Origin of the sequence: Ferrovibrio terrae (assembly GCF_007197755.1) — a bacterium.
Lineage (GTDB): Bacteria > Pseudomonadota > Alphaproteobacteria > Ferrovibrionales > Ferrovibrionaceae > Ferrovibrio > Ferrovibrio terrae.
In genome coordinates this window covers 4,011,963-4,037,722 of record NZ_CP041636.1, presented here as the reverse complement: position 1 = coordinate 4,037,722, position 25,760 = coordinate 4,011,963, and the positions used below count along the sequence as shown (strand labels likewise).

At 64.9% G+C, this 25,760-nt stretch carries 31 protein-coding genes; 22 read left to right on the top strand and 9 right to left on the bottom strand.

What is annotated here, in order from left to right; all coding sequences use genetic code 11:
* Positions 1 to 52: 52 nt before the first annotated feature.
* Complete coding sequence (locus tag FNB15_RS19775) at positions 53 to 637, bottom strand: LOG family protein (RefSeq protein ID WP_144258374.1); 585 nt, start codon at positions 635 to 637, stop codon at positions 53 to 55.
* 229 nt (positions 638 to 866) lie between these two features.
* Here FNB15_RS19775 and FNB15_RS19770 point away from each other — a divergent pair, with 229 nt between their 5' ends.
* Complete coding sequence (locus FNB15_RS19770; protein WP_144258373.1) at positions 867 to 1,319, top strand: cytochrome c; 453 nt, start codon at positions 867 to 869, stop codon at positions 1,317 to 1,319.
* A gap of 67 nt (positions 1,320 to 1,386) precedes the next feature.
* Here the strand turns inward: FNB15_RS19770 and FNB15_RS19765 are convergent, their stop codons facing one another.
* The gene (locus tag FNB15_RS19765; protein ID WP_144258372.1) at positions 1,387 to 2,085 is read right to left on the bottom strand and encodes a cytochrome b/b6 domain-containing protein; all 699 of its coding nucleotides are present in this window, start codon (positions 2,083 to 2,085) and stop codon (positions 1,387 to 1,389) included.
* 135 nt (positions 2,086 to 2,220) lie between these two features.
* On the opposite strand from FNB15_RS19765, the gene FNB15_RS19760 reads away from it, so the two are divergent.
* The 10 genes from FNB15_RS19760 to FNB15_RS19715 all read left to right on the top strand — a co-directional run bounded on the left by FNB15_RS19760 (position 2,221) and on the right by FNB15_RS19715 (position 13,121).
* On the top strand, positions 2,221 to 3,240 hold the full coding sequence (locus FNB15_RS19760; protein WP_144258371.1) for a LysM peptidoglycan-binding domain-containing protein: 1,020 nt from the start codon (positions 2,221 to 2,223) through the stop codon (positions 3,238 to 3,240).
* Positions 3,241 to 3,397: 157 nt separating this feature from the next.
* Positions 3,398 to 4,462 (top strand): Ppx/GppA phosphatase family protein, encoded by a 1,065-nt coding sequence (locus FNB15_RS19755; RefSeq protein WP_246068735.1) that lies wholly within the window; start codon positions 3,398 to 3,400, stop codon positions 4,460 to 4,462.
* Positions 4,462 to 5,148 carry an RlmE family RNA methyltransferase gene (locus FNB15_RS19750; protein ID WP_144258370.1) on the top strand — a complete coding sequence of 229 codons (687 nt, stop codon included), beginning with the start codon at positions 4,462 to 4,464 and terminating at the stop codon, positions 5,146 to 5,148. The genes FNB15_RS19755 and FNB15_RS19750 overlap by 1 nt, the downstream gene beginning before the upstream one ends.
* Before the next feature lie 101 nt (positions 5,149 to 5,249).
* Positions 5,250 to 5,963 (top strand): transglutaminase-like domain-containing protein, encoded by a 714-nt coding sequence (locus tag FNB15_RS19745; protein WP_144258369.1) that lies wholly within the window; start codon positions 5,250 to 5,252, stop codon positions 5,961 to 5,963.
* 11 nt (positions 5,964 to 5,974) lie between these two features.
* A complete protein-coding gene (guaB, locus tag FNB15_RS19740; RefSeq protein ID WP_144258368.1) occupies positions 5,975 to 7,438 on the top strand; it encodes an IMP dehydrogenase in 1,464 nt (487 codons plus the stop codon).
* 7 nt (positions 7,439 to 7,445) lie between these two features.
* Positions 7,446 to 8,726 (top strand): RsmB/NOP family class I SAM-dependent RNA methyltransferase, encoded by a 1,281-nt coding sequence (locus tag FNB15_RS19735; protein ID WP_185973632.1) that lies wholly within the window; start codon positions 7,446 to 7,448, stop codon positions 8,724 to 8,726.
* Positions 8,727 to 8,753: 27 nt separating this feature from the next.
* Positions 8,754 to 9,230 (top strand): tetratricopeptide repeat protein, encoded by a 477-nt coding sequence (locus FNB15_RS19730; RefSeq protein WP_185973631.1) that lies wholly within the window; start codon positions 8,754 to 8,756, stop codon positions 9,228 to 9,230.
* Between the two features lie 105 nt (positions 9,231 to 9,335).
* A complete protein-coding gene (locus FNB15_RS19725) occupies positions 9,336 to 9,836 on the top strand; it encodes a tetratricopeptide repeat protein (RefSeq protein WP_144258365.1) in 501 nt (166 codons plus the stop codon).
* A 31-nt stretch (positions 9,837 to 9,867) separates the two neighbouring features.
* Positions 9,868 to 11,427, top strand: a complete 1,560-nt coding sequence (guaA, locus tag FNB15_RS19720; RefSeq protein WP_144258364.1) for a glutamine-hydrolyzing GMP synthase — start codon at positions 9,868 to 9,870, stop codon at positions 11,425 to 11,427.
* A gap of 68 nt (positions 11,428 to 11,495) precedes the next feature.
* On the top strand, positions 11,496 to 13,121 hold the full coding sequence (locus tag FNB15_RS19715) for an ABC-F family ATP-binding cassette domain-containing protein (RefSeq protein WP_144258363.1): 1,626 nt from the start codon (positions 11,496 to 11,498) through the stop codon (positions 13,119 to 13,121).
* Positions 13,122 to 13,124: 3 nt separating this feature from the next.
* On the opposite strand, the gene FNB15_RS19710 is transcribed toward FNB15_RS19715, so the two are convergent.
* Together FNB15_RS19710 and FNB15_RS19705 are read right to left on the bottom strand one after the other, a co-directional pair.
* Positions 13,125 to 13,475 (bottom strand): AraC family ligand binding domain-containing protein, encoded by a 351-nt coding sequence (locus FNB15_RS19710; protein WP_144258362.1) that lies wholly within the window; start codon positions 13,473 to 13,475, stop codon positions 13,125 to 13,127.
* Positions 13,476 to 13,553: 78 nt separating this feature from the next.
* A complete protein-coding gene (locus FNB15_RS19705; RefSeq protein ID WP_144258361.1) occupies positions 13,554 to 13,952 on the bottom strand; it encodes a RidA family protein in 399 nt (132 codons plus the stop codon).
* 96 nt (positions 13,953 to 14,048) lie between these two features.
* Here FNB15_RS19705 and FNB15_RS19700 point away from each other — a divergent pair, with 96 nt between their 5' ends.
* Positions 14,049 to 14,966, top strand: a complete 918-nt coding sequence (locus FNB15_RS19700; protein WP_144258360.1) for a LysR family transcriptional regulator — start codon at positions 14,049 to 14,051, stop codon at positions 14,964 to 14,966.
* On the opposite strand, the gene FNB15_RS19695 is transcribed toward FNB15_RS19700, so the two are convergent.
* Positions 14,963 to 15,532: a TetR/AcrR family transcriptional regulator gene (locus FNB15_RS19695; protein WP_221932688.1), complete on the bottom strand. Its 570-nt coding sequence runs from the start codon at positions 15,530 to 15,532 to the stop codon at positions 14,963 to 14,965. The two genes, FNB15_RS19700 and FNB15_RS19695, sit on opposite strands and share 4 nt — an antisense overlap.
* A 105-nt stretch (positions 15,533 to 15,637) precedes the next feature.
* On the opposite strand from FNB15_RS19695, the gene FNB15_RS19690 reads away from it, so the two are divergent.
* Positions 15,638 to 16,477, top strand: a complete 840-nt coding sequence (locus FNB15_RS19690) for a VOC family protein (RefSeq protein ID WP_144258358.1) — start codon at positions 15,638 to 15,640, stop codon at positions 16,475 to 16,477.
* Positions 16,478 to 16,493: 16 nt separating this feature from the next.
* Positions 16,494 to 16,895: a putative quinol monooxygenase gene (locus FNB15_RS19685; RefSeq protein WP_144258357.1), complete on the top strand. Its 402-nt coding sequence runs from the start codon at positions 16,494 to 16,496 to the stop codon at positions 16,893 to 16,895.
* A 58-nt stretch (positions 16,896 to 16,953) separates the two neighbouring features.
* Here the strand turns inward: FNB15_RS19685 and FNB15_RS19680 are convergent, their stop codons facing one another.
* On the bottom strand, positions 16,954 to 17,427 hold the full coding sequence (locus FNB15_RS19680; RefSeq protein ID WP_144258356.1) for a VOC family protein: 474 nt from the start codon (positions 17,425 to 17,427) through the stop codon (positions 16,954 to 16,956).
* A gap of 128 nt (positions 17,428 to 17,555) precedes the next feature.
* Between FNB15_RS19680 and FNB15_RS19675 the strand changes: the two genes are divergently transcribed.
* The 6 genes from FNB15_RS19675 to FNB15_RS19650 all read left to right on the top strand — a co-directional run bounded on the left by FNB15_RS19675 (position 17,556) and on the right by FNB15_RS19650 (position 21,964).
* Positions 17,556 to 17,900, top strand: a complete 345-nt coding sequence (locus FNB15_RS19675; RefSeq protein WP_144258355.1) for an ArsR/SmtB family transcription factor — start codon at positions 17,556 to 17,558, stop codon at positions 17,898 to 17,900.
* Positions 17,897 to 18,373 carry an SRPBCC family protein gene (locus FNB15_RS19670; protein WP_144258354.1) on the top strand — a complete coding sequence of 159 codons (477 nt, stop codon included), beginning with the start codon at positions 17,897 to 17,899 and terminating at the stop codon, positions 18,371 to 18,373. Before FNB15_RS19675 ends, FNB15_RS19670 begins: the two co-directional genes overlap by 4 nt.
* 77 nt (positions 18,374 to 18,450) lie before the next feature.
* A complete protein-coding gene (locus FNB15_RS19665) occupies positions 18,451 to 18,870 on the top strand; it encodes a GFA family protein (protein WP_144258353.1) in 420 nt (139 codons plus the stop codon).
* 79 nt (positions 18,871 to 18,949) lie between these two features.
* Positions 18,950 to 20,191, top strand: a complete 1,242-nt coding sequence (locus tag FNB15_RS19660) for an MFS transporter (protein ID WP_144258352.1) — start codon at positions 18,950 to 18,952, stop codon at positions 20,189 to 20,191.
* Positions 20,192 to 20,345: 154 nt separating this feature from the next.
* On the top strand, positions 20,346 to 21,527 hold the full coding sequence (gene purT, locus FNB15_RS19655; protein WP_144258351.1) for a formate-dependent phosphoribosylglycinamide formyltransferase: 1,182 nt from the start codon (positions 20,346 to 20,348) through the stop codon (positions 21,525 to 21,527).
* 14 nt (positions 21,528 to 21,541) lie between these two features.
* Entirely contained in the window at positions 21,542 to 21,964 is a 423-nt protein-coding gene (locus FNB15_RS19650; protein WP_144258350.1) for a RidA family protein, read from the top strand.
* Between the two features lie 12 nt (positions 21,965 to 21,976).
* On the opposite strand, the gene FNB15_RS19645 is transcribed toward FNB15_RS19650, so the two are convergent.
* The 3 genes from FNB15_RS19645 to FNB15_RS19635 all read right to left on the bottom strand — a co-directional run bounded on the left by FNB15_RS19645 (position 21,977) and on the right by FNB15_RS19635 (position 24,104).
* Positions 21,977 to 22,675, bottom strand: a complete 699-nt coding sequence (locus FNB15_RS19645; protein ID WP_144258349.1) for a DUF899 family protein — start codon at positions 22,673 to 22,675, stop codon at positions 21,977 to 21,979.
* Positions 22,676 to 22,740: 65 nt separating this feature from the next.
* A complete protein-coding gene (locus FNB15_RS19640) occupies positions 22,741 to 23,580 on the bottom strand; it encodes a potassium channel family protein (RefSeq protein ID WP_221932687.1) in 840 nt (279 codons plus the stop codon).
* 47 nt (positions 23,581 to 23,627) lie between these two features.
* Complete coding sequence (locus FNB15_RS19635; RefSeq protein WP_144258348.1) at positions 23,628 to 24,104, bottom strand: MarR family winged helix-turn-helix transcriptional regulator; 477 nt, start codon at positions 24,102 to 24,104, stop codon at positions 23,628 to 23,630.
* Positions 24,105 to 24,258: 154 nt separating this feature from the next.
* On the opposite strand from FNB15_RS19635, the gene FNB15_RS19630 reads away from it, so the two are divergent.
* Both FNB15_RS19630 and FNB15_RS19625 read left to right on the top strand, forming a co-directional pair.
* A complete protein-coding gene (locus FNB15_RS19630; RefSeq protein WP_144258347.1) occupies positions 24,259 to 24,678 on the top strand; it encodes an organic hydroperoxide resistance protein in 420 nt (139 codons plus the stop codon).
* Between the two features lie 10 nt (positions 24,679 to 24,688).
* Positions 24,689 to 25,738, top strand: coding sequence for an alpha/beta fold hydrolase (locus tag FNB15_RS19625; RefSeq protein WP_144258346.1), 1,050 nt, complete (start codon positions 24,689 to 24,691; stop codon positions 25,736 to 25,738).
* Positions 25,739 to 25,760 lie beyond the last annotated feature (22 nt).

The window sequence follows — 25,760 nt, the reverse complement described above, 5'->3', positions numbered from 1 at the left end:
CTTTAGCGGGGGCGAGAAAAGGTCAATTCAGGCCCGCAGACGGGGCCTGACCTCAGATTTTGCTGGTGCGCGCGGCGTGTTCCGGCGGCGGCTCGGCCAGCAGGGCGGCGATCACCGCTTCCGCATCCTCGACCACGGTGTAGAGCGTGGTGGCGGTGCGGCGGGCAAAGCCGCGCTCGATCACGGTCTCGATCAGCGCCATCAGCGGATGCCAGTAATCCTCGGTGTTGAGCACCAGCACCGGCTTGTCATGCAGCTTGAGCTGGCGCCAGGTGATGATCTCGAAGAATTCGTCCAGCGTGCCCAGGCCGCCGGGCAGGGCGATGAAGGCATCCGACATCTCGACCATCATGCGCTTGCGCGTGTGCATGCTGTCGACGACATGCAGTTCGGTCAGGCCGGTATGGCCCACTTCCCAGTCGTGCAGGTGATTGGGGATGATGCCGACGACTTCGCCGCCGCCCTTCATGACGGCATCGGCCACCACGCCCATCAGGCCGATGCGGCCGCCGCCATAGATCAGGCGGATGCCGTTCTCCGCCAGCCGCTGGCCCAGAATCTGGGCCTGGGCCGTGTAGACGTTGCTCTCGCCGAGGCTTGAGCCGCAATAGACACAGACGGAGCGAATGGCGGTCATGTAAAGACGGATCCGATACGGGGAGGCGGTGTTTGCGGGGTGGGGATGGGTAGCTGATTCCGCCCATGGATGCCAGTTAAAATGGCCGGAAAAATGGCGGGTTCCGGATGGAAACCGGTGGCTTTAAATTTTTCGTGAGGGCGTAAGGACTTGTCGCTCATTTCGTGGCGGCCGGTATAGAGTGAATCGCCCGTTCCAGCAGACGGGTTTCAACGAGGGGATCATAAGAATGGCTACTTGGCACAAGGCAGTCCTGGCGGCGACGCTGGGTCTTGCAATGATGTCGGTCGGCGGTCTGGCCTTTGCCCAGTCAGCCGACGACCACATCAAGGCCCGCAAGGACGGTTTCCAGGTGTTCCGCGTGTCCGCGGGCGCCATCAAGAAAGTGGTCGATGACAACAGCGCGCCGTCGGGCGCCGTGGCAGCGGCCGAAGCGATTGCCCAGCAGGCGGCCAGGCAGCTGCAGCATTTCCCGCCGGGCTCCGACAAGGGCAACACCAAGGCCAAGCCGGAAATCTGGGCCAACTGGGCGCAGTTCGAGGCCGGCATGAAGGATCTCGAAGGCAAGGCCACGGCTGTTGCCGCTGCCGGCAAGGCGGGCGATGCCGCCGCGCTGAAGGCGGCCTTCGGCGCCATGGGCGGTGCCTGCGGCACTTGCCACAAGGCTTTCCGCGCCGATTGATCGGCGGTTATCCGATTGTGAAAAAGGCGCGGCGGCAAGCTGCGCCTTTTTTTATTTCACCCAGCTTTTATTTTACGAGGGCGATGCCGCCGAAGACGATCGCCGCGCAGACGGCCAGGATCACCAGCGCCAGCAGCGGATGGCCGCCACGGCCGGCATCGGCCGCTGCCGGCGCGAGTTTGCGGCCGGTCACCATCGGACTGATCAGATCGTTCTTCTTCACCACAAGATAGAACACATTGGCCAGCAGATGCAGGCCGATCACGCCGAGCAGGATCCAGATCGTGCGGCGATGGACGGTGCTGAGCAGCGATCCCGTCGCGCTCGACACCTTGGAGAACAGTGGCCCATCGGTGAAGATGTCGTCGCTGGTGAACAGTCCTGATCCAGCCTGCACTGCCAGCAGCACAAGCATGGCCAGGACGGCATAGCCGCCGGCCGGGTTATGGCCGACATGCTGACCGCTTGAACTGCTGAACAGCGAGCCCAGATAGCGCAGGCAGCTGATTGGCCCGGTGACGAATTCGGTGAAGCGGGCGTAGCGGTTTCCGGTAAAGCCCCAGACGAGGCGGAACAGCACCAGCGACAGCACCGCCTGGCCCAGGGTCATGTGCAGTTCGAGCTTGCCGGTCCAGCCGGTCCAGACCATAGCGATCACCAGCAGCACCAGCGCCCAGTGGAACAGGCGGGTTGGCAGGTCCCAAACCGTGATCCTGGCCTGTACAGGGGCCGAACCAGAGGCGATGCCGGGCGTTTCTATGGTCATGGGCTGGTTCCAGGGGCTTTTTGCGGCGCAATCGTAAGGATTTGCAAACGCTGGACAAGTTAGAGGTGTTGCGGGTCTGGGGGCGAGGACTTAATCTCTCGCGTCGTTCACAATTTAGATAACCGGGACAAGCTGGTGCGCGGAAGTCGTTTCTTCTTCATCCTTCTTGCTGCAGCGGTCCTGGGTATCCTGGCCGTGATCTTTTTCGGCGCCGACCCCAACAAGCGGGGCATGACGCCGACGGCAAACATTCCCCCTCCGCCGGTGCCGGCCGCCCCTGTGGCGCCATCGCCCGACAGCGTGGCCAAGGCCCCGCCCAGCTTCGATGTGGTGCGCATCAGCCGCAACTGCACCTCCGTTTTCGCCGGCCGTGCCATGGCCGGCTCGGTGGTGGTGGTGAAGACCGGTCAGCGCGAGCTTGGCCGTGTCACCGCCGATACGCGCGGCGAATGGGTGCTGGTGCCCGACCTGCCGCTGGAACGCGGCAATCAGGAATTCACGCTGGAATCGCAGATGCAGGGCCAGGAGCCGATCAAGGCCGAGGCCAATGTCGTTGCCGTGGTGCCGGAGTGCCAGCCGGGCGAAGGCGGCGAGCAGGCGATTGCCGTGCTCACCCCGCTGAAGGGTGCCAGCCGCCTGCTGCAGCGGCCGGACGGCCCGCTCGATCCGGCCCGCAAGGGGCTGGCGCTGGATGCCATCGAATACGACCAGGCCGGCAACCTGATCCTCTCGGGCCGCGCCCAGCCGGGTTCGACCGTGCAGATCTATCTGAATAACGAGCCGATCGGCGTCGCCACTGCCGATGACAAGGGCACCTGGCGCATGCGGCCCGACAAGGCCGTCGATCCGGGCATCTACTCGCTGCGTGTCGACCAGGTCGAGCAGGCCGGCGGCAAGGTCGCCTCGCGTCTGGAAATGCCGTTCAGCCGTGCCCGGCCCGAAGACGTGAAATTCGACGCCAGCGGCAATAGCATCATCGTGCAGCCGGGCAACAGCCTGTGGCGTATTGCCCGCCAGGTTTACGGCCAGGGCCCGCGCTATACCGAAATCTACCGGGCCAACCAGAGCCAGATCACCGATCCGGACATGATCTATCCGGGTCAGGTCTTCGCCGTGCCGGGTCATAATACTCCGGGCGGCAAATCGACCAACTGACGCTGACTTCACCCCTTCCGGCTCGCGGCCGGGAGGGGTGAGGGTCTTACAGTGGCGGCCCTGTCGCGCTACACTCCCCCCATGATCGTCAACTTCTATTGCGCCGGCTGGGCCGTCCGCGAGGCTGCGAAGCCCGTCAGGCGCGAGGACCAATTCTGTGAGCACGGATTCTCCCGTTTCCCGGCCGGGCGCCGGCGCGGCCGGAGTGCAGGCGGCGTCTGAGCCGGCACCGGTCTACGCCGCCATCGACCTCGGGACCAACAACTGCCGCCTGCTGATCGCGCGGCCGGTTCGCGATGGTTTTCGCGTCATCGAGGCGTTTTCCCGCATCGTGCGCCTGGGCGAGGGGCTCAGCGTATCCGGTCGCCTGTCGGATGCCGCCATGGCGCGCACCATCGAGGCGCTGAAGATCTGTTCCGAGAAAATGGCGCGTCGCGGCGTGTCGTCTGCGCGCGCCGTCGCCACCGAGGCCTGCCGCCGCGCCGCCAACGGCAACGAATTCCTGCATGAGGTGAAGACCGCCACCGGCATCAGCCTCGACATCATCTCGACGGCCGAGGAAGCCCGGCTGGCGCTGAACGGCTGCGCGCCGCTGCTGGAGCCGCCGCATCGCGAAGCCATCGTCTTTGATATCGGCGGCGGCTCGACCGAAATCCTCTGGGCGCGACTGCTCGGCGGTGGCCGCACCGATGTGATCGACTGGATCTCGCTGCCTTTCGGCGTCGTCAACCTGACCGAACGCTTCGGTCCCGGCGATATACAGAGCGGCTCTTACGCGCAGATGATCGATCTGGTGGCCGATGAACTGCGTCCGTTCGAGGTCAAACACGCCCTGTCGCAGAAGCTGCTGTCAGGCCAGATCCAGGTGCTGGGCACGTCCGGCACCGTCACCACGCTGGCCGGCGTGCATCTCAACCTGCCGCGTTACGAGCGCCGATATGTCGATGGCTGCTGGCTGGAATTCCCCACCGTGATTGAGCAGTCGCGCCGGCTGGCCTCGATCAGCGTGCCCGAACGCGCACTGCATCCCTGCATCGGCGAGGAACGCGCCGATCTGGTGGTGGCCGGCTGCGCCATCCTTGAGGCACTGTATCGTTTCTGGCCGGCCACGCGGCTGCGCGTCGCCGACCGTGGCGTGCGCGAGGGCGTGCTGGTCGAGTTGATGGGCCAGCGCCGCCAGATTGGCGACGGCGGCCGGCATAACGGCTGGAGGCGACGCTGATGGCACAACCTCCACGCAAGGCAGGCGTCAAGGTGCGCGTGAAGACCGCGCGCGGCCGCACGGTCGGTCAGGCGAAATGGCTGCGGCGCCAGCTCAACGATCCTTATGTGGCCGCCGCGAAAGTGGATGGCTGGCGCAGCCGCGCCGCCTTCAAACTGATCGAGCTGGATGAGAAATACAAACTGCTCAAGCCGGGCATGCGTGTGGTCGATCTCGGCGCGGCGCCGGGCGGCTGGACGCAGGTGGCGGTCAAGCGCGTGAAATCGGCTGAGGGCGAGAAGGGGCGCGGCTTCGTGCTGGGCGTCGACATCAACCCGGTCGATCCCATCGTCGGCGCCACGCTGATGCAGCAGGATTTCCTGGAGGAAGGCGCTGATCTGAAGATCATCGAGGCGCTGGGCGGCAAGGCCGACCTGGTGCTGTCGGACATGGCCGCACCGGCCACCGGCCACCGCCAGACCGACCATATCCGCATCATGCTGTTGTGCGAGCTGGCGCTGGATTTTGCCCGCCGCGTGCTCAATCCGGGCGGCGTCTTCCTCGCCAAGGTGCTGCGTGGCGGCAGCGAGAACGAGATGCTGAATACGATGAAGCGGGATTTCCGCAGCGTGCGGCATGTCAAACCGCCGGCCAGCCGCGCGGATTCGGCGGAGTCTTATGTGATCGCCACCGGCTTCCGCGGCTAAACACCCGGAATCCCTGCATTTCTTGATACTGGACCGACCCGGAAAGACGGTCTATATCCTCCGCGGCAAGACACCACTCCCAGTCAGGAGCCGCCTTGCCAATGACCGCGCCGGAGCATTCCGAGCCCGCGGTGGATCCGGCATACCTTGCCGCCACCCCCTTCATCGACAGCGATCATGCGGCCGTGCGCGCCCTGGCGCGCGAAGCTGCGGGGGATGAGACGGACACCAAAGCCAAGGCAATCAGGCTCTACTACGCGATCCGAGATCGCTTCCTCTACGACCCCTACAGCGTTGAAGTCAGCCAGGACGGCCTGCGTGCCTCGGACGTGATCGCGCGCGGAAAGGGCTTTTGCGTCAACAAGGCGATCCTGCTCGCCGCCGTGGCGCGCGCCGAGGGCATTCCGGCTCGCATCGGCCTGGCCGATGTGAAAAACCATCTGGCGACCGAACGCCTGCGCGCCCAGATGGGCACCGATATTTTCTATTTCCATGGCTTCACCGAGCTCTATATCGAGGGCAAGTGGGTGAAGGCGACGCCGGCCTTCAATCTGGCGCTCTGCGAGAAATTCCGCGTGCTGCCGCTCGAGTTCGATGGCGAAACTGATTCCGTGTTCCATCCCTTCGATGCCGATAACCGCCGCCATATGGAATATGTCGCCGACCGCGGCAGCTTTGCCGAGATGCCCTTCGCTGAATGGCGTGAGGCGATGCTGAAACACTACCCCTATCTGATGACCGAGAAGCGATCCGGCGGTGACTTTGCCGCCGAGGCCGCCGCCGAAGCCAACACACCCCAGAACAAGACCCCGTAAGGAGCCACCCGATGCAGTTCCGTGAAGCCTATACATTCGATGACGTGCTGCTTGAGCCGGCCGCGTCCAGCGTGCTGCCGACCGAAGTCGAGACCCGCACGCGCATCACGCGCAGCATCGAGCTTGGCATCCCGCTGATCTCGGCGGCGATGGACACTGTGACCGAAGCCAAGATGGCCATTGCCATGGCGCAGGCTGGCGCGATCGGCGTGCTGCACAAGAACATGACCATCGAGGAACAGGCCCGCGAAGTCATCGCGGTGAAGAAGTTCGAATCCGGCATGGTGGTGAACCCGCTGACCATCGAGCCGAATGCCACGCTGGCCGATGCGCTGGCGCTGATGGAGCGTTACGGCATCCATGGCATTCCGGTCACCGAAGGGCAGGGCGGCAAGCTGGTCGGCATCCTGACCAACCGCGACGTGCGCTTCGCCAGCAACATGCAGCAGCCGGTGCATGAACTGATGACCAAGGACCGCCTGATCACTGTGCGCGAAGGCGTCTCCAGCGCCGAAGCCAAGAAGCTGCTGCACCAGCATCGCATCGAGAAGCTGCTGGTGGTGGACGAAGCCTATCGCTGCGTTGGCCTGATCACGGTGAAAGACATCGAAAAGGCCCGCCTGCATCCGAATGCCAGCAAGGACGAGCAGGGCCGCCTGCGCTGCGCCGCTGCCGTCTCGACCGGCGCCGATGGCCTGGAACGCGCCCAGGCGCTGATCGCCGCCGGCGTCGATATCGTGATCGTCGATACCGCGCATGGCCATTCCAGCCGCGTGCTGGAGACCATCACCGCCATCAAGAAGCGCTCGAATCTCACGCAGGTGATCGGCGGCAATGTCGCCACCGCCGAAGGCACCAAGGCACTGATCGATGCCGGTGTGGATGCCGTGAAGGTCGGTATCGGCCCGGGCTCGATCTGCACCACGCGCATCGTCGCCGGTGTCGGTGTGCCGCAGCTGACGGCAGTCGCTGACTCCGTTGCCGTCGCCAACAAGGCCGGTGTGCCGGTGATCGCCGATGGCGGCATCAAGTTCTCGGGCGATCTGGCCAAGGCGATTGCCGCCGGCGCCAGCGCCTGCATGATCGGCTCGCTGCTGGCCGGCACCGATGAAGCGCCCGGCGAGGTCTTCCTCTACCAGGGCCGTTCGTACAAATCCTATCGCGGCATGGGCTCGCTCGGCGCCATGGGCCGCGGCTCGGCCGACCGCTACTTCCAGCAGGAAGTCGGCGACAAGCTGAAGCTGGTGCCGGAAGGCATCGAAGGTCGCGTCGCCTACAAGGGCCCGGTCGGCACCATCCTGCACCAGCTGGTCGGCGGCCTGCGCGCCGCCATGGGCTATACCGGCAATGCCAACCTGGAGCAGATGCGCACCAACTGCCGCTTCCTGCGCATCACCTCGGCGGGCCTGCGCGAAAGCCATGTGCATGACGTGGCGATCACCCGCGAAGCGCCGAACTATCGGCAGGAGGGCTGAGGCTCCCATGACCCCTGCGGCGCGGCTCGCCGCCAGCATCGAGATCATCGCCGAGATTTTACAGCGCGCCGCTGCCGCCGACCGTGTGGTCACCGAATGGCAGCGGCGCAGCCGTTTTGCCGGCGCCAAGGACCGTCGCGCGGTGGCGGAAATGGTTTATGCCGTGTTGCGCGAGCAGGGCATGCGGCGCTGGCGCGTGGCCGCCACGGGCGCGGAACTGACGCCACGCCTGCTGGTGCTGGCCGATGCGGCCACGCCGCTGCATGTCTGGCGCGATCTCTGCGGCAACGGCACCTATGCACCGCCGGCGCTGGACGAGACCGAAATCGCAGCGCTCTCCAAACTGCCGAGCGATGAAGACGCGCCGCTCTGGGCCCGCGCCAACCTGCCGCCCGAAGTGGCCGAGATGGTGCAGGCGACCTTCGGCGCCGACACCGAGATGGAGCTGGCCGCGCTGAACGGCCGTGCACCGCTCGATCTGCGGGTGAACACCCTGCAGGGGAACCGCGAGATGGTGCTGGAGCAGCTGCGCGCAGATGGCATCGCGGCGGCCTTCACGCCGATGTCGCCGTTGGGCATTCGCCTGCCCGAGCGCGTACGGCTCGACATGAATTCGCTGTATCGCGACGGCCTGATCGAACCGCAGGATGAAGCCGCCCAGCTCGCCGGCCTTCTCGTGGATGCCAAACCCGATGAAACCGTGGTCGATCTCTGCGCCGGGGCCGGCGGCAAGACGCTGTTGCTGGCGGCCGCCATGCGCAATCAGGGCGTGCTGCATGCCTGCGACAACGATCCGCGCCGGCTGGCGCGTCTCTCACCAAGACTTGAACGCGCGCATGCTCGCAACATCGTGATCCGCGATGCCGATGCAATGCCGGACCTGCTGCGCGAGCTGGAAGGCAACGCCGATCGTGTGCTGCTTGATGTGCCCTGTTCGGGCAGCGGCACCTGGCGACGCAATCCGGAAGCGCGCTGGCGTTACGATCCCGCCAGTCTGGACGAGGTCCTGCGCCGTCAGCGTGGGCTCCTGAGCGATGGCGCGAAACTGGTGCGGCCGGGCGGACGACTTGTGTATGCGACCTGTTCGATCCTGCCGGCCGAGAATGGCGAGCAGGCTGACTGGTTCCTGGCGCATCACGCCGAGTTTACGGCGCTGCCACTGGCCGAAGCCTGGCCGGCGGGTGTAACCGATCAGCGTATCCGGTCGGGCAATCGCCTCGTGCTGACGCCGTATCGGCATGGCACCGATGGTTTCTTCGCCGCTGCTTTCCAGAGAGGGCAGGCATGACCGGACGGCAACCTGAGGAGCATGTCCATGTCGCGTCTCGTCCTTTCCATGATCGCCGTCCTGATGATGGCATCGCCCGTCATGATGCCGGCCTGGGCCGCCGGCGGCTCCGATCCGGCACCGGTGGCCAAGCCGGCCGATCCGAATTTCACCGAGGGCAAAAAAGCCATCGACGCCAAGGACTGGGCGCGCGCCATTCCGCTGTTCCAGCAGGTGGTGGCCAAGGACGACAAGAACGCCGATGCCTTCAACTGGCTCGGCTATGCCTGGCGCAATCAGGGCGACTATCCCCAGTCGTTTGCGGCCTACGAAAAAGCACTGACGATCGATCCGCGGCATCGCGGCGCGCACGAATATATCGGCGAGGCCTATCTGAAGGTGAACAACCTGCAAAAGGCGGAAGAGCATCTGAAACGGCTCGACAGCCTCTGCACCTTCGGCTGCGCGGAATACACCGAGCTGAAGGGCAAGATCGCCGCCTACAAGGCTGCCAAACCGAGCTGAATCGGGCCGTCCCTGCCGCGGCGCCCAGTCCTGTGGGTGGCCCGGCAGCGATCGGCTGGCGTATACTGGCGGGCGTCCACGGAGTCTTTTCCAAGGGGTCCCGTCATGATTGATCTGCCTAAATTTTCCCGGATTTCCGTCGTCGTTTTCGCCCTGCTGGCCGCGTTCGCGCTTGCCGCGCCGCAGCCTGTCGCCGCGATGGGCAGCAGCGATCCCGCTGCCGGCGCGCCCAAGGCGGCCGATCCCGATTTCGCCGAGGGCAAGAAAGCCATCGACGCCAAGGACTGGCCCAGGGCGGTCGACCTGTTCTCCAGGGTGGTGGCGAAGGACGAGAAGAATGCCGATGCCTTCAACTGGCTCGGCTATGCGCTGCGCAACCAGGGTGACTACCCCAAGGCCTTCGCGGCCTATGAGAAGGCGCTCGGCATCGATCCGCGCCACAAGGGCGCGCATGAATATATCGGCGAGGCCTATCTCAAGGTGAACAATGTCGCGAAGGCCGAGGAACACCTCAGGCGCCTCGACAGCATCTGCACCTTCGGCTGCGCCGAACTGACGGAACTGAAAACCAAGATCGCGGCCTTCAAGGCCGCCAAACCCAGCTAATCTTACACGACACAGGAGTTCGGGAACGCCGATGGCGGAGCGCATTCTTATTATCGATTTCGGATCGCAGGTGACCCAGCTGATCGCGCGCCGCGTGCGCGAGTCCGGCGTGTATTGCGAGATCGTGCCCTTCCAGAAGGCGGACAAGTGCCTTGACCTCGTCAACGATCACGGCACGCTGAAGGGCATCATCTTCTCCGGCGGCCCGGCCTCGACCACGGAAGAATTCTCGCCACGCGCGCCTGACGGTGTCTTCAAGCTTGGCCTGCCGATCTTCGGCATCTGCTACGGCGAACAGACCATCTGCATGCAGCTCGGCGGCGCGGTCGAAACCGGGCACCACCGCGAATTCGGCCGCGCCTTCCTCGAGATCAAGGACGACTGCGATCTGTTCGACGGCGTCTGGGCCAAGGGCGAGAAGCACCAGGTCTGGATGAGCCATGGCGACAAGATCACCGAAATCCCGACCGGCTTCCGCGCCGTCGGCGTCAGCGACGGCTCGCCGTTCGCCGCCATCGCCGACGACGTGCGCAAGATCTACGCCGTGCAGTTCCACCCCGAAGTGATGCACACGCTGGACGGCGCCAAGCTGCTGCGCAATTTCGTGCGCAAGGTGGCGGGCTGTTCGGGCGAATGGACCATGAAGGGCTTCCGCAACGAGGCCATCGCCAAGATCCGCGAACAGGTCGGCAAGGGCCGCGTGATCTGCGGTCTCTCCGGCGGCGTGGATTCTTCGGTCGCTGCCGTGCTGATCCATGAAGCCATCGGCGACCAGCTCACCTGCGTCTTCGTCGACCACGGCCTGCTGCGCAAGGGCGAGGGCGAAGAGGTCGTGCGGCTGTTCCGCGACCATTACAACATCCCTCTCATTCACAATGACGCTTCTGACCTGTTCCTCGGCAAGCTGGCCGGCGTCAGCGACCCGGAGACCAAGCGCAAGATCATCGGCGGCTTGTTCATCGACGTGTTCGAGGCCGAAGCGAAAAAGATCGGCGGCGCCGAATTCCTGGCGCAGGGCACGCTCTACCCCGACGTGATCGAGAGCATCAGCTTCTCCGGCGGCCCGAGCGTGACGATCAAGTCGCACCACAATGTGGGCGGCCTGCCGGCGCGCATGAACATGAAGCTGGTGGAGCCGCTGCGCGAGCTGTTCAAGGACGAAGTCCGCATGCTCGGCCGCGAACTCGGCCTGCCGGAAAGCCTCGTCGGCCGGCATCCGTTCCCCGGCCCGGGCCTGGCGATCCGCATTCCGGGTGATATCACCAGGGACAAGCTCGACCTGCTGCGCGAGGTGGATGCGGTCTATCTCGACGAGATCAGGCGCTCGGGCCTCTATGACCAGATCTGGCAGGCCTTTGCCGTGCTGCTGCCGGTGCGCACCGTGGGCGTGATGGGCGATGGCCGCACCTATGACCAGGCCTGCGCCTTGCGCGCGGTGACCTCGACCGACGGCATGACGGCGGATTACTACCCGTTCCCGCATGACTTCCTCGGCCGCGTCGCCACCCGCATCATCAACGAGGTGCGCGGCATCAACCGCGTGACCTACGACATCACCTCCAAGCCGCCGGGCACCATCGAGTGGGAATAATGGGCGAGTGGGACTAACCCACGCCAGGGTGTGAGTGGTTTTCAGATTTTTCGTTTTGCACGGACCTCATGATTCGCCTCGATAACGTCAGCAAGCAGCACGGCCACCAGATCCTGTTCATCGATGCGTCGATGGGCCTCCAGAAGGGGGAGAAGGCGGGGCTGGTCGGGCCGAATGGCGCCGGCAAGTCGACCCTGTTCCGCATGATCGTCGGCGAGGAAAAGCCCGACGATGGCCAGGTGGCGATCGATACCGGCATGACGATCGGCTATTTCAACCAGGATGTCGGCGAGATGTCGGGCCAGTCTGCTGTCGCCGCCGTGATGGATGGCGTCGGGCCGGTCAGCGCGCTGGCCGCCGAGATGGCGCAGCTCGAAGCCGCGATGGTCGACCCCGAGCAAGCCGACGAGATGGACGCCATCATCGAGCGCTATGGCGAGGTGCAGGGCCGCTTCCAGGAGCTGGACGGCTATGCGCTGGAGGCCAGGGCGCGCGAGGTGCTGGCGGGCCTGAGCTTCAGCCAGGAACGCATGGACGGCGATGTGGGCCTGCTGTCGGGCGGCTGGAAGATGCGCGTCGCGCTGGCGCGCATCCTGCTGATGCGGCCCGATGGCATGCTGCTCGACGAGCCGAGCAACCATCTCGATCTCGAAAGCCTGATCTGGCTGGAAGCCTTCCTCAAGGATTATGACGGCGCGCTGCTGATGACCTCGCATGACCGCGAGTTCATGAACCGCATCGTCGGCAAGATCGTGGAGATCGACGGCGGCTCGCTCACCACTTACTCGGGCAACTATGATTTCTACGACCAGCAGCGCGCGCTGAACGAAAAGCATCGCCAGGCGCAGTTCGAGCGCCAGCAGGCCATGCTGGCCAAGGAGATCAAGTTCATCGAGCGCTTCAAGGCGCGCGCCTCGCATGCCGCCCAGGTGCAGAGCCGGGTGAAGAAGCTGGACAAGATCGAACGCGTCGAGCCGCCGCGGCGGCGCCAGGCGGTGCAGTTTGAATTTCGCAGCCCGCCGCGCTCGGGCGAAGACGTGGCGAACTTCCGCGACGTGCACAAGAGCTATGGCAGCCACGCGATCTATACCGGGCTGGATTTTCAGGTGCGCCGCAAGGAGCGCTGGTGCATCCTGGGCGCCAATGGCGCCGGCAAATCCACCTTGCTGAAGCTGATCGCCGGCGATGCCAAACCCGACCAGGGCAGCGTCTCGCTCGGCAGCAGCGTGAAGATGGGCTATTTCGCCCAGCATTCGATGGACCTGCTGGACGGCGACGACACGATTTTCGAAACGCTCGACAAGGCCTTCCCGCAGGCCGGACAGCCGGCCCTGCGCACGCTGGCCGGCTGTTTCGGCTTTTCCGGCGACGACATCGAGAAGACCTGCCGCGTGCTCTCGGGCGGCGAGAAGGCGCGTCTGGTCATGGCCCTGATGCTGTTCGACCCGCCGAACTTCCTGGTGCTGGATGAGCCGACCAACCATCTCGACATGGCCACGAAAGAGATGCTGGTGGCCGCGCTGGCGGATTTCGAGGGCACCATGCTGTTCGTGTCGCATGACCGCCATTTCCTGGCGGCGCTGTCGAACCGCGTGCTGGAACTGACGCCCGAGGGCGTGCACCAGTTCACCGGCGGCTATACCGAATATGTGGAACGGACCGGCCAGGAAGCGCCGGGGCTGCACCCGGGCTGAGGGTCAGTCGCCCGCCTCCTGCCAGTGCGGATAGGTGACATAGGCCGTCACTGCGCCCTCTTCATGTGAGCGGATGGTGACTGATGTGCCTTTGGGCATATGGACGATCTCGCCCGGACCGGCAGTGAGCGTGTTCCCATCCGCCTCGACCGACAGCCGCCCCTCCAGAACGACCATCACATCATAAACGGCGATTGCCGCGGTCAGGCTCTGGTTGGGGTCGTAGCGGCCATATCCGATGGTGATCGGCCCGCCATGGCGCTGGTCGATCACGTTGCCAGCATAGATGCCGGCATCCTGTCCCGGCGATCGTTCGAACGACGCATCGCTTTGGGTGAATTTGCGAACCTTCATCGGCATCCCTCCGTCTTGCATGATGCATGATGTTCGTAACACCCGAGGGCCCGGTTGGGTCCTCGGGCGATTGTGAAATCACGCCTTCGCTGGCACCCGCGCCACCACCTTGAGCTCGAAGTCGAAGCCGGCCAGCCAGGTCACGCCCACCGCCGTCCAGGTCGGCCAGGGCGCGTCGCCGATTTCTCCCGCGCGCACCGCCATCACGGTTTCGAACTGCGTTTCCGGATCGGTGTGGAAGCTGATGACGTCGATCACGTCGTCGAAGCTGGCGCCGGCCGCCGCCAGCACGGCCTTCAGGTTGTCAAAGGCGAGCTTCACCTGTTTCGCGAAGTCCGGCTCGGGCGAGCCGTCGGCGCGGCTGCCGACCTGGCCCGAGATAAAGAGCAGGTCGCCGGAGCGGACCGCCGGCGAATACTGATGCGCGTCATACAGCGCGTGGCGGTTGGCGGGGAAAACGGCGTCGCGTTTGATCATGGCAGGCTCCTGTGTGAGTACAGGCCTGATATAACAACGAGGGATTGCTGGGATTAGACGTTGAAATCCGCATGGGGTGATGCAAAATCCCCAGTAATGAGCCGGCCATCCTTCAACGACCTGTCCGCCTTCGTGGCGGTCGCCACCCATCGCAGCTTCCGTCGCGCCGCCGATGAGCTCGGCACCGCGCCGTCCACGCTCAGCCATGCCATGCGCGCGCTGGAAGAGCGGCTGGGCGTGCGGCTGCTGAACCGCACCACGCGCAGCGTCTCGCCCACCGAGGCCGGCGTCCGGCTGCTGGCCAGCCTGCAGACCGCGCTGGCCTCGCTGGACGATGCGCTGGACAGCGTCGCGGCGTTTCGCGGCAGCGCAAAAGTTGCCGGCACCGTGCGCCTCAACGCGCCGCCGCTGGGTATCGCCATGCTGATCCGTGATGTGCTGCCGCGCATGGCCGAACGCTTTCCCGATGTCACGGTGGATCTGGTAGCGGAAGGCCGGCTGGTCGATATCGTCGCCGGCGGGTTCGATGCCGGGCTGCGGCTGGGCGACACCATCCCGCGCGACATGATTGCCGTGCGCTTCGGCAAGCCGGTCGGTTTCGTCTGCGTCGCCGCGCCGGAGTATCTCAAGCGTGCCGGCGCACCGAAAACGCCCGATGACCTGATGCGCCATCGCTGCATCCGGCATCGCCTGCCGGGCGGCAGGCTGTATCGCTGGGACTTCGAACGCGGCAAGCAAACACTGGCGCTCGATCCGCCCGGTGCGCTCATCCTCGACGACGACCGGCTGATGGCGGAAGCGGCCGTGCAGGGGCTGGGCATCGCCTATGTCGCGGATGCCGCCGCGACCGCCGCACTCAAGACGAAGCAGCTGCGCCAGGTGCTGGCCGGCTGGATGCCGGCGGCGGAGACGCTGGCAGTCTATTATCCCGGCCACCGCGCCGTGCCGCCGGCGCTCCGCGCCTTCCTCGATGTGGTCAGGGACAGCGGCAGGGCCAAGGTCAGCGCCGGCTAAAGCATCAGGCCCTTGAGCAGTTCCTCCGGCGGCTCGGTGAGCAGCCCGTCGGCCTGCAGGGTGACGAAGCCGTGCAACTGGGCCCAGATGGCATAGGCGGTGAGGCGCGCCTGTTTCGACTTGCCGCCCTCGACCACGCGTTCCAGCAGCGGGTCGAAGCTTGCCCAGGCCGCCTTGCGCAATTCGCTGTCCTCGGTGGCGCTGGCGACAAGGCTGGATGCGAACATCAGGCGGTAAAGCTGAATATTCTCGGCGCCGAAGCCGAGATAGGCCGCGCAGATACGCTTGATGGCGCCGGCTCTGGAGCCGGCCTCCGAGGCGATCCGCAGTGTTTCAGTGAAAGCCTCGAATCCCGCAATGGCGACGGCGGTCAGAAGCTCGTCGCGATCCGCAAAATGACGGTATGGCGCCGATTGCGCCACGCCGGCCCGACGCGCCAGGGAGGCCAGCGACAGGCTTTGCGCGCCATGCGCGGCGATTTCGCTGCGCGCCGCTTGCAACAGGGTGCGGCGCAGGTCCCCGTGGTGATAGGCGTCACGTTTGCTTTTGGTTGTCGGTTTTTTCATGTGATAGGTCATAACATTTCACTTGCCTCATGGTCAATCCATTGTATGTGATAGGTCATCACATCAGAGATGATGCTGATTTCACTCACAGCAAAGGAACGACAGATGACCAACCAATATGATTACGAAACCCCCGTTGACCGGCGCAGGGTGCTTCAGGGAACCGGCGCGGCCGCGCTCATCGGCGGACTGGGCATTGTTGCCCTGCCAGCCGAGGCCCAGACGGCACGCCGGGATGGGCCCCGGGGCGGCGGAGACAGCGGCCCGCTGGGTACCCGCCTGCAGGGCGTGCAGCATTTCGGCCTCACGGTGCAGAACATGGACCGTGCCTATGCCTTCTACACCGAGGTGCTGGGCGGCACAGAGGTGATGCGCGACGGCGATTTCTATGGTGAGCGCATCCACAACACGCTGCTGACCGACCAGGACATCGAGGCCCGGGCTCGCCGCGTCAATCCGCAGACGATCGGCATTCCCGATCTGCGCGGCGGTGCGCAGCGCCTGGATGTGCGCTTCATCCAGTTCGACAATGTGGTGATCGAGTTGCTGCAGTATCGCGATGCGGATCAGCCGGCCGGCAGCGGCAACGCCTTTGCCGAACCGCTCGATCATATGAGCCCGGCCTTCCCGCGCATGATGCACATCTGCTTCCATCTCCGCGACGATGTCGATTTCAACCGCTTCATCGCCGACCTTGAAGCGGAGTCGGCACGGCGCGGCATGACGCAGGTGAGGGCCAATCGCGTGGTCACGGTCGGCAGCGAGACGGAACGCCTGGCAACGCCGATCGAGGCCAACAGCAACGGGATCACCGAAGGCCAGTCGAATGGCTGGAGGCTGATCTACTGCAAAGGTCCCGAGGGCGAGCAGCTCGAATTCGTCCAGGCCCTGGGCCCGGTCAAGCGGGTGTTCGACCAGGCGCGCGACGCACGTCGGAAAATCTGAAGCGAGGAGAAAAACAATGTCGAAAGCATCCGTTAAATATGCTGCCGCGATGGCGCTTGCCGTCTCCGTGCCGGCATTTGCCGGCGAAACAGCAGTCCGTTATGCCGGGATTCCCGCTGGCGCCTATGCAGTCGTCGCAGAAGTGCGGGCGAAGGCGGGCAGGGAAGACGATTTGCGGGCGGCGACCTTGCCGCTTGTGACGGCGGTCCGGAACGAGCCGAACAACATCGTGTACTTCCTGCACGAGGATCGCGCCGCGCCTGGACATTTCGTCTTCTATGAAATCTTTGCCACGGAGGCGGATTTCCAGGCGCATAATGCGACGCCGCATGTGCAGGCCTGGTTCGCTCGTCTGCCGGAGCTTGCAGAAGGCGGCGTAACGGTCACGCATATGAAGCTGCGCGGCAACACGCCATAGTCATCTTGCGCAGGCGGGTATGACACCCCGCCTGCGCAATAAATGCTATCCAGAAAGACTAGCCCCTGGCGGCCGCCTCCAGCGCGGCGATATCGATCTTCACCATCTTCAGCATGGCTTCGGTCACGCGCTTGGCCGCCGCGCGGTCCGGGCCTTTCTGCAGCTCGCCGAGCCGCTTCGCATTGATCTGCCAGGCGAGGCCCCAGCGGTCGCGCAGCCAGCCGCATTGTTCATACTGGCCGCCTTCGCCCAGCGCCTCCCACAGCTTGTCGATCTCGGCCTGGGTCTCGCATTCGATCATGATCGAGACGCAGTGATTGAAGGCGCCCGGCCGTCCGGCGGCCTGGAAGGCCATGTAGCGCTGGTCGCCGAGCGTGAAGCCGGCGATCTTCACGCTGTCGGGCGGGCCGCTCGGCGATTCAGCCGGCAGCGCCGAGCCCCAGTCGAGCGACGACCCGGGGATCAGCGAAGTGTAGAGACGCAGCGCCTCATCCATGCCCTTCTCGAACCAGAGACATTGCGAAACCTTCATGGTGTTTTCCTTCCTTTGCGGGGGTTTGTCATCCAAGGACGCGGGCGGGGTGGCTGTTCCGACAGGGTTGGAAAATAAATGAATAAATTAGTATTGACTAATCAATAAGTGATGGCTAATGTAACTCCATGATCGAAGCCACACCCGTTTCCGTCGTCATGCGCGCCCTTGCCGATCCCACCCGCCGGGCGGTGTTCGAGCGCGTGGCCGGCGCCGAGGAAATCACCGTCGCGGAACTGACCCGTGGCAGCGGGGTCACCCAGGGCGCGATCTCGCAGCATCTCAAATCGCTGAAGCAGGCCGGCCTGGTGATCGAACGGCCGGAGGGCCGCAAGGTTTATTACCGCGCGCAGCCCGACGGGCTGGAGCCGCTGGCCGACTGGATGAAGCATTACAGCATCTTCTGGCGCGACAATTTCGACAAACTGCGCGCCGTGCTCAAGGACATCGACCCCGAGGATACCAGCTCATGAACAACCTTGCCGCCCAATCCGCTCACCTGGCCGACACGACCTCCATCGTGATCGACGAAGTCTTCCCGCATCGCGCCGAGGTGCTGTGGCGCGCCATCACCAATGGCGACCTGATGGGGCGCTGGATGATGAAGCCGAACGGCTTCGCGCCGGAGGTCGGCAACCGTTTCACCTTCCAGACCACGCCGGCCGGCGCCTGGGACGGCACCATCCGCTGCGAGGTGCTGGAAGTCGCGCCGCTGGAGCGTTTCGCCTTCGCCTGGCGCGGCGGCGACGAGGCCAATGTCGGCTACGGCTCGAAACTCGATACGGTGGTCACCTTCACGCTGAAACGCGTGCAGACCGGCACGCGGCTGCGCATGGAGCATTCCGGCTTCGTGCTGCCGAAGAACGACACGGCCTACACCAATATGGGCAAGGGCTGGGTCAAATGTGTCGAAACCCTCAGCACCGTGGCCGGCGAGCAAGCCTGAGTTAAACCCACCCGATCTGAACTGTTCCGCCGCTGGCCTCCAGCGGCCCGGAGACCTGCGTCTGAAGGAGACCGACGATGACCAAAGCCTATACTGGTGGATGCGCCTGCGGCGCGATCCGCTACGAGATCGCGTCCGAGCCGGTGTTTTCCAATCACTGCCAGTGCCGCCAGTGCCAGCACAAGAGCGGCACCGGCCATGGCTCTTACTTAAGTTTCGTCGGCCGCAAGGATGTGCAGCTGAGCGGCCAGGCGACGAGCTGGGATATGACCGCCGACAGCGGCAAGGTGAAGACGCGCAGCTTCTGCCCCACCTGCGGCGCGCCGGTCTTCCAGACCTATCCGGCGATGCCCGACGTGATCACCATCCATGCCGCCAGCCTGGACGAACCGGAGCGGTTTCAGCCGCAGGCCGTCACCTATGCCAGCCGTGGCCATGGCTGGGACCTGCTCGATCCGGCGCTGGTGAAATTCGACACAATGCCGCCCGCGCAATAATTTCTGCGGTGATGTCGGACCCAGCGATGCCGGCACGTCTTTACATCAGTGCCGATCCAATGCCGGACGGAGACAAGGGATGACCAATCTTCAGTATCCCAGTTCACAATATAGGTGGGTGATCGTGGCGGCAGGCGGCCTGCTCAGCTGCGTTGCCATCGGTGGCATGTTCTCGCTGCCGGTCTTCCTGCAACCGGTCTCGCAGGCCACCGGCTGGTCGGTCGCCGGCATTTCCACCGCCATGACCATCGCCTTCCTGGCCATGGCGCTGGGCAGCATGGCCTGGGGCAACCTGTCGGACCGTTACGGCCCGCGTGTGGTCGTGCTTTCAGGGACCGTCATCCTCACCGTCGGCCTCGCGCTGGCCAGCCAGGCCACGTCGCTGCTGATGTTCCAGATCGTGTTCGGGCTTCTGGTGGGCGGCGGCACGGCGGCGATCTTCGCGCCGATGATGGCGGCCGTCACCGGCTGGTTCGATACGCATCGCAGCCTGGCCGTCTCGCTGGTCTCGGCCGGCATGGGCGTCGCGCCGATGACCATGTCGCCGCTGGCCGGCTGGCTGGTGACCAATTACGACTGGCGTACATCCATGCTGATCATCGCCGTACTCGCGGCCGTGCTGATGCTGCCGGCCGGGCTGCTGGTGCGCCGCCCGCCCGCGCTGGAGCAGGCTGCAGCGGCAGAAGAGGGGACCGCCGCGGCGGAAAGCGATCTCACGCCCGGGTTGACCTTAGGCCAGGTGCTGCGCTCGCCGGCCTTCCTCATTCTGCTGGTCACCAACTTCTTCTGCTGCGCGACTCACGCCGGCCCGATCTTCCATACCGTCAGCTATGCCGTCACCTGCGGCATTCCGCTGCTGCTCGCCGTGTCGATCTACAGCGTTGAAGGGCTCGCGGGCCTGGCCGGCCGCATCGGCTTCGGCATCATGGGCGACCGCTTCGGCGCCCGGCGCGTGCTGGTGCTCGGCCTGCTGGTGCAGGCCTTCGGGGCACTCGGCTTCCTGCTGGCGCGCGACCTCAGCAGCTTCTATGCGGTGGCGGCTTTGTTCGGTTTCATCTACGCCGGCGTGATGCCGCTCTATTCGGTGATCGCGCGCGAGAATTTCCCGCTGCATATGATGGGCACCGTGATCGGCGGCATCGCCATGGCCGGCAGCCTCGGCATGTCGACCGGGCCGCTGGTCGGCGGGCTGATCTTCGACATCTTCGACAGCTACCGCTGGCTCTATGTCGGGGCCTGGGCCATGGGGCTGGGCGCGGTGCTGATCGCGCTCACTTTCAGGCCGCTGCGGCGACCGCAGGCGGTGCCCGTCGCGGCCTGACCGCCAATTGTCGACAGGGCCAGTTATCAACAGGGCCGGCCGGGACAGAACCCGCGCCGGCCCTGCAATTTTGCCGCCCGGACTGCTATAAGCCTGCCCGGAGCGCGCCTCTCGACTCGGCCGCCCGCAGGTAACGCAAGCAGGGATACGGGCCATGGCCGCCATCAAGAAAATCCTCCTCCTCGGCTCGGGCGAACTCGGCCGCGAATTCGTGATTTCGGCCAAGCGTCTCGGCGCCCATGTGGTGGCCTGCGATGCCTATGCCGGCGCGCCCGCCATGCAGGTGGCTGACGAGTTCGAGGTCTTCTCGATGCTGGATGGCGCAGCGCTCGGCGCTGCCATCGACAAGCACAAGCCCGATTTCATCGTGCCCGAAGTGGAGGCCATCCGCACCGAGGTGCTGAAGGACTACGAAGACCGCGGCCAGAATGTCGTGCCGTCCGCGCGCGCCACGCAGATGACCATGAACCGCGACCGCATCCGCGATGTCGCCGCCAACGAGCTCGGCCTGCCGACCTCGAAATTCCTCTATGCCGAAAGCCTGGAGGAGATGCGCGATGCCGTGGCCAAGGTCGGCATTCCCTGCGTGGTCAAGCCGGTGATGTCATCGTCGGGCAAGGGCCAGAGCACGGTGAAGGCCGAGGGTGATGTCGACAAGGCCTGGGACTATGCCGTGGCCGGCATGCGCGGCGACCGCAAGCGCGTGATCGTCGAGGCCTTCATCGATTTCGACTACGAGATCACCCTGCTCACCATCCGGACGCGCCAGGGCGTGATCTTCTGCCCGCCGATCGGCCACCGGCAGGAACGCGGGGACTATCAGGAAAGCTGGCAGCCGACGCCGATGTCGGACAAGGCCGTGGCAGAGTCGCAGCGCCAGGCCAAGGCGGTGGTCGACAATCTCGGCGGCTATGGCCTGTTCGGCGTCGAATTCTTCGTCAGGAACGACGAAGTGATCTTCTCCGAACTATCGCCGCGCCCGCATGACACCGGCATGGTGACGCTGATCTCGCAGAACCTGACCGAATTCGATCTGCATGCCCGCGCCATTCTCGGTTTGCCGATCCCGAGCATCACCCAACATGGCCCGGCCGCCTCGGCGGTGATCCTGGCGGACCGCGACAGCACCGATTTCAGCGTGGACGGCCTGGCCGATGCGCTGGGCTCTGCGCCTGCCGGCATCGATATCGACCTGCGCATTTTCAACAAGCCAACCACGCGGCCCTATCGTCGCATGGGCGTGGCGCTGGCGCTGGCCAAAAACGGTGACACCGATGCGGCGCGCAAGGCGGCCAGGGCGGCGGCCGACAAGGTGAAGATCAGCTACAAGGCCTGAGCGGAGGAAAACCCATGCCCATCACCCATCACAACCCCGACGGCCTGTCCAAGCCGACCGGCTATACGCATGTCACGGTGGTGACGGCCAACCAGCATGTGCATATCTCCGGCCAGGTGGCGCTGGATTCGAACGGCAATGTGGTCGGCAAGGGCGATATCGGCGCGCAGGCCGAGCAGGTCTACAGAAACCTCGAAATCGCGCTCGCCGCGGTCGGGCTGAACTTCTCGCATGTGTTCAAGCAGGTCACCTATGTGGTGGGCCTGACGCCCGAGCTGCTGCCGCCGGTGCGCGCGGCGCGGGCGAAGCGTTTCGGCGACGGGCCGTTTCCGGCCAGCACGCTGGTCGGCGTCACCGCGCTGGTGAATCCCGACCTGCTGATCGAGGTGGAAGTGATCGCGGCGGTCCCCGAGCCCGAAAATCCGCAACTGCCCTGATACTGCAGCGCCTTAATACCGCAGTTTGGGATACCAGTCGGTGCCGCGCCCGCCCGGCGTGAGGTCGAGCACCGACCACAGCACGCCGAGATCGGGTGAATCGCGCGGGTCCTGGCCGGGATCGGCCATCGCCTTGGTCATCTCGCTGGCCCAAAACAGCCGCACCTTGCCGCTGTCGTCGCGGCGATAGACGGTCAGCGCGGGATACTCGCCGTCCTTCTGCAGCAGGCCGAGATCGCTGGCATAGTCGTCGCCAACGGTCTGGATGAAATCGAGATCGCGCCAGCCGCGTTCCTGCGCGAACAGAAACTGGCGCTCTACTGTGCTGCGGCCGAGAATCTTCAGCGCCACGCGCTGCTTGATGTCCATCGCATTGCCGTTGACCGAACCGAGCAGGTTGGTGCACATCGGGCAGGGGCGGTCGCGTTCCGGCCCGTACATCCAGAAATAGGTGACCAGCGTATCCTTGTCGCCGAACAGGTCGGCCAGCCCGACCTCGAAACCGTTCTCGTCCCTGAAGCGGTAATTCTTTTCGATCACCGGGCCGGGCGGCAGGGCGCGGCGCTGCTCGACCAGCCGGGTGGCATGACGGCGGAATTCGATTTCCTCGGCCAGCAAAGCCTGCCGCGCCGCACGATAGTCGGTGCTTTCGCCGGGGAAGGGCGTCTTGGCCAGCCTGGCCAGGTCGGCAGCGGGGATCAGATCAGCCATGGTCGCGTCTCCTGCAGTGATGCCGCAGGATAAACACCGCGCCGCCCGCGCGGTTCCGCCGGAGATCAGACTGCGCCGTCAGTCGGGATCGGCAGAACGCGGCCGCAATGTTTGCAATGCACGGCATCGATGTCGTGAATGCGCAGCGCGCAGTCGGGGCATTCGAAGCGCACCTTGTTGGGCCGGAAAATGGCCTGCAGCAGCCGCAGGAACAGGCCGACGCCGACCATCATGATCAGCACCGACAATAGCCGCCCGCCCGGCCCGACCAGGGTGATGTCGCCGAAGCCGGTGGTGGTCAGTGTCGTGATGGTGAAATACAGCGCATCAACATAGGTGGTGATGGTGGCATTGATGTTGTGCTGGCTGACATAAACGAAGGAGGTCACGATGAAGATGAAGATCAGAAGGTTCAGACTGCGAAGAATGACATCTTCATGCAGGCGGAACCACAGCGAGCTGGCACGCAGGTCTTTCAGCAGATAGTAGGATCGCAGCAGACGCAGCGCGCGGAAGACCCGCAGGAAGGCAAGATTCTCCAGCAGCACCGGCAGGAACAGCGACGCAATCACTGCCAGATCGGCCATCGTGGCGAGGCTGAGCAGTTGGCGGCGGCGGTTCGGTTCGGCATAGAGCCGCAGCGCCAGTTCAAGCGTGAGCAGGACGCCCAGCGCGAAGTCGAGCGGCAGTATCCACCACTGGTCCTGTACGCTGGCGACCAGCACAAACAGCGCGATCGTGGTGATATCGAAAAACACCAGGCTGTAGCGGAAGCGGCGGGCCTCATGGCTTTCGCCGAAATACAGGTCCTGCAACCGGCGCCGGAAGCCCTGTCCGGTGGGGATCGGCCGTTCAGTGTTTTCCAGATCTGAGAACAGTTCCGACATCGCCATCAGTCTAGGCATTCAGGCCGGCTTGCACCAGCCCAGTCCGTTCCGGCAAAACTCCGTGCTTACTCTGGCTTGCGCGTTGCCCTCAGCAGGTTGTCGCGCACGCGCGCCACGGCCTTCTGCACCTGCGCAAATTCGTCCGGCGACAGCCCGGTGTCCTTTACCAGGCTCATGGTCATGCCCTTTTCGCGCAGGCGCCGGCCCTGCGGCGTCAGATGCACTCGCACCTGGCGCTCATCCTGCGGATCGCGCTGGCGCCTGACATAGCCCATCTCTTCCAGTTTCTTGAGCATCGGTGTCAGCGTGTTCGATTCCAGGAACAGCTTCTCGCCCAGCCCGCCGACGGTCTGGCCGTCCTCCTCCCACAGTGCCACGATGGCGATGTATTGCGTGTAGGAGGCGAGGCCGAGCTTTTCCAGGATCGGCTGATAGGCGCGGCCAAAGGCCAGATTGGCCGAATAGATGGAAAAACACATGAACTCGGTCAGTCGCCGCGACTGGGCCTTGGTGGCCTGGGCTTTGGTGATCTGGGCGCTCATGACGGCCTCCGGGACACAAAAAGGTGATCGCAATCTCAATATAGATCGTATCCGATTAAATCGGAAGGGGTTGACGTTGCGGCAGGCTGTCCAATATGTATCGCATCCGATTTAATCGGTACAGATAAATAAACCTTCCCCCAAGGACACCCCCATGACCCAGCTTCAGACTGTTCTCTACACCGCCAGAACCCGCACCACTGGTGGCCGCGACGGCGCCGCCCGCAGCGACGACGGCCGGCTCGACCTCCAGCTCTCCCAGCCTGGCGGCAAGGGCGCCGGCACCAATCCCGAGCAGTTGTTTGCTGCCGGCTGGTCGGCCTGCTTCATCGGCGCCATCGGCATTGCCGCCACGCAGCAGCGCGTGAAGCTGCCGGCGGGCCTGGCGGTGGATGCCGAGGTCGATCTCGGCAAGAGCGCGGCGGGCGATTACGGCCTGGCCGCGCGGCTGACGGTCAGCCTGCCGGGCCTGGATGCCGAGACGGCGCGGCGCCTGGTCGAAGCAGCGCACCAGACCTGTCCGTATTCGCGCGCCACGCGCGGCAATATCGACGTCACCCTGAACCTGGCCTGAGCGAGCGAACATGAAGTCGATAGAGAGCATCATCCCCTCGCGCCGGCATTTCATGAGCGCCGCTGCGATGGCCATGGCCACCGTGCAACTTGGCCTCGTGGTGTCAGCCCGGGCACAGCCGGGCAATACGCAGGCAGGGGTGGCCGGGCAGGGCAGCGCAGCGGGATTCGCGCCGCTGAAACAGGTCGATGCCGGCCTGCTGCGCGTGAGCTATGCGGAAGCCGGCCCTGCGGATGGCCCGCCGGTCCTGCTGCTGCACGGCTGGCCTTACGACATCCACAGCTTTGTCGAAGTGGCGCCGCTGCTGGTGCAGGCGGGACATCGCGTCATCGTGCCGTATCTGCGCGGCTACGGCGACACGCGGTTCCTGTCCGATGCCACGGTCCGCAATGGTCAGCAATCGGCGGTGGCGCTCGACATGATCGCCCTGATGGACGCGCTGCGCATCGACCGCGCTGTCGTGGCGGGTTTCGACTGGGGCGCGCGCACGGCCAATATCATGGCGGCGCTCTGGCCCGAGCGCGTGCAGGCGATGGTGTCGGTCAGCGGCTATCTGATCGGCAGCCCGGCAGCCAACCGCATGCCGCTGCCGCCGAAGGCCGAACTCGACTGGTGGTACCAGTTCTATTTCACCACCGAGCGCGGCCAGGCGGGCTATGAGAAATACCGCCGTGACTTCAACCGGCTGATCTGGCAGCTCGCCTCGCCGCAATGGCGGTTCGACGACGCCACCTTCGACCGCAGTGCGCAGTCCTTCGACAATCCAGACCATGTCGCCATCGTGGTGCACAATTACCGCTGGCGTCTGGGACTGGCCGAGGGCGAGGCGCGCTACGACGCGCTGGAACAGCGGCTGGCCGTGGCGCCGGCGATCGCCGCGCCCAGCATCACGATGGAAAGCGATGCCAATGGCGCACCGCATCCCGATCCGAAACTTTACGCGGCGAAGTTCACCGGTCGCTACGAGCATCGGCATGTCACCGGCGGTATCGGCCATAACCTGCCGCAGGAAGCGCCGCAGGCTTTTGCCCGGGCCGTGCTCGACGCTGCCCGTTTCTGACTGCGCTTCTGATCGGAGATCC

What these genes read in the sequence shown, in the direction of transcription:
- FNB15_RS19765 (WP_144258372.1), bottom strand. Translation starts at nt 2,085, where the DNA reads ATGACCATAGAAACGCCCGGCATCGCCTCTGGTTCGGCCCCTGTACAG.
- FNB15_RS19640 (WP_221932687.1), bottom strand. Translation starts at nt 23,580, where the DNA reads ATGCCTAGACTGATGGCGATGTCGGAACTGTTCTCAGATCTGGAAAAC.
- FNB15_RS19770 (WP_144258373.1), top strand. Translation starts at nt 867, where the DNA reads ATGGCTACTTGGCACAAGGCAGTCCTGGCGGCGACGCTGGGTCTTGCA.
- FNB15_RS19725 (WP_144258365.1), top strand. Translation starts at nt 9,336, where the DNA reads ATGATTGATCTGCCTAAATTTTCCCGGATTTCCGTCGTCGTTTTCGCC.
- FNB15_RS19715 (WP_144258363.1), top strand. Translation starts at nt 11,496, where the DNA reads ATGATTCGCCTCGATAACGTCAGCAAGCAGCACGGCCACCAGATCCTG.
- FNB15_RS19650 (WP_144258350.1), top strand. Translation starts at nt 21,542, where the DNA reads ATGCCCATCACCCATCACAACCCCGACGGCCTGTCCAAGCCGACCGGC.
- FNB15_RS19670 (WP_144258354.1), top strand. Translation starts at nt 17,897, where the DNA reads ATGAACAACCTTGCCGCCCAATCCGCTCACCTGGCCGACACGACCTCC.
- FNB15_RS19685 (WP_144258357.1), top strand. Translation starts at nt 16,494, where the DNA reads ATGTCGAAAGCATCCGTTAAATATGCTGCCGCGATGGCGCTTGCCGTC.
- FNB15_RS19675 (WP_144258355.1), top strand. Translation starts at nt 17,556, where the DNA reads ATGATCGAAGCCACACCCGTTTCCGTCGTCATGCGCGCCCTTGCCGAT.
- FNB15_RS19750 (WP_144258370.1), top strand. Translation starts at nt 4,462, where the DNA reads ATGGCACAACCTCCACGCAAGGCAGGCGTCAAGGTGCGCGTGAAGACC.
- FNB15_RS19735 (WP_185973632.1), top strand. Translation starts at nt 7,446, where the DNA reads ATGACCCCTGCGGCGCGGCTCGCCGCCAGCATCGAGATCATCGCCGAG.
- FNB15_RS19745 (WP_144258369.1), top strand. Translation starts at nt 5,250, where the DNA reads ATGACCGCGCCGGAGCATTCCGAGCCCGCGGTGGATCCGGCATACCTT.
- purT (WP_144258351.1), top strand. Translation starts at nt 20,346, where the DNA reads ATGGCCGCCATCAAGAAAATCCTCCTCCTCGGCTCGGGCGAACTCGGC.
- FNB15_RS19630 (WP_144258347.1), top strand. Translation starts at nt 24,259, where the DNA reads ATGACCCAGCTTCAGACTGTTCTCTACACCGCCAGAACCCGCACCACT.
- FNB15_RS19680 (WP_144258356.1), bottom strand. Translation starts at nt 17,427, where the DNA reads ATGAAGGTTTCGCAATGTCTCTGGTTCGAGAAGGGCATGGATGAGGCG.
- FNB15_RS19710 (WP_144258362.1), bottom strand. Translation starts at nt 13,475, where the DNA reads ATGAAGGTTCGCAAATTCACCCAAAGCGATGCGTCGTTCGAACGATCG.
- FNB15_RS19660 (WP_144258352.1), top strand. Translation starts at nt 18,950, where the DNA reads ATGACCAATCTTCAGTATCCCAGTTCACAATATAGGTGGGTGATCGTG.
- FNB15_RS19705 (WP_144258361.1), bottom strand. Translation starts at nt 13,952, where the DNA reads ATGATCAAACGCGACGCCGTTTTCCCCGCCAACCGCCACGCGCTGTAT.
- FNB15_RS19700 (WP_144258360.1), top strand. Translation starts at nt 14,049, where the DNA reads ATGAGCCGGCCATCCTTCAACGACCTGTCCGCCTTCGTGGCGGTCGCC.
- FNB15_RS19695 (WP_221932688.1), bottom strand. Translation starts at nt 15,532, where the DNA reads ATGAAAAAACCGACAACCAAAAGCAAACGTGACGCCTATCACCACGGG.
- guaA (WP_144258364.1), top strand. Translation starts at nt 9,868, where the DNA reads ATGGCGGAGCGCATTCTTATTATCGATTTCGGATCGCAGGTGACCCAG.
- guaB (WP_144258368.1), top strand. Translation starts at nt 5,975, where the DNA reads ATGCAGTTCCGTGAAGCCTATACATTCGATGACGTGCTGCTTGAGCCG.
- FNB15_RS19625 (WP_144258346.1), top strand. Translation starts at nt 24,689, where the DNA reads ATGAAGTCGATAGAGAGCATCATCCCCTCGCGCCGGCATTTCATGAGC.
- FNB15_RS19730 (WP_185973631.1), top strand. Translation starts at nt 8,754, where the DNA reads ATGTCGCGTCTCGTCCTTTCCATGATCGCCGTCCTGATGATGGCATCG.
- FNB15_RS19635 (WP_144258348.1), bottom strand. Translation starts at nt 24,104, where the DNA reads ATGAGCGCCCAGATCACCAAAGCCCAGGCCACCAAGGCCCAGTCGCGG.
- FNB15_RS19775 (WP_144258374.1), bottom strand. Translation starts at nt 637, where the DNA reads ATGACCGCCATTCGCTCCGTCTGTGTCTATTGCGGCTCAAGCCTCGGC.
- FNB15_RS19665 (WP_144258353.1), top strand. Translation starts at nt 18,451, where the DNA reads ATGACCAAAGCCTATACTGGTGGATGCGCCTGCGGCGCGATCCGCTAC.
- FNB15_RS19690 (WP_144258358.1), top strand. Translation starts at nt 15,638, where the DNA reads ATGACCAACCAATATGATTACGAAACCCCCGTTGACCGGCGCAGGGTG.
- FNB15_RS19645 (WP_144258349.1), bottom strand. Translation starts at nt 22,675, where the DNA reads ATGGCTGATCTGATCCCCGCTGCCGACCTGGCCAGGCTGGCCAAGACG.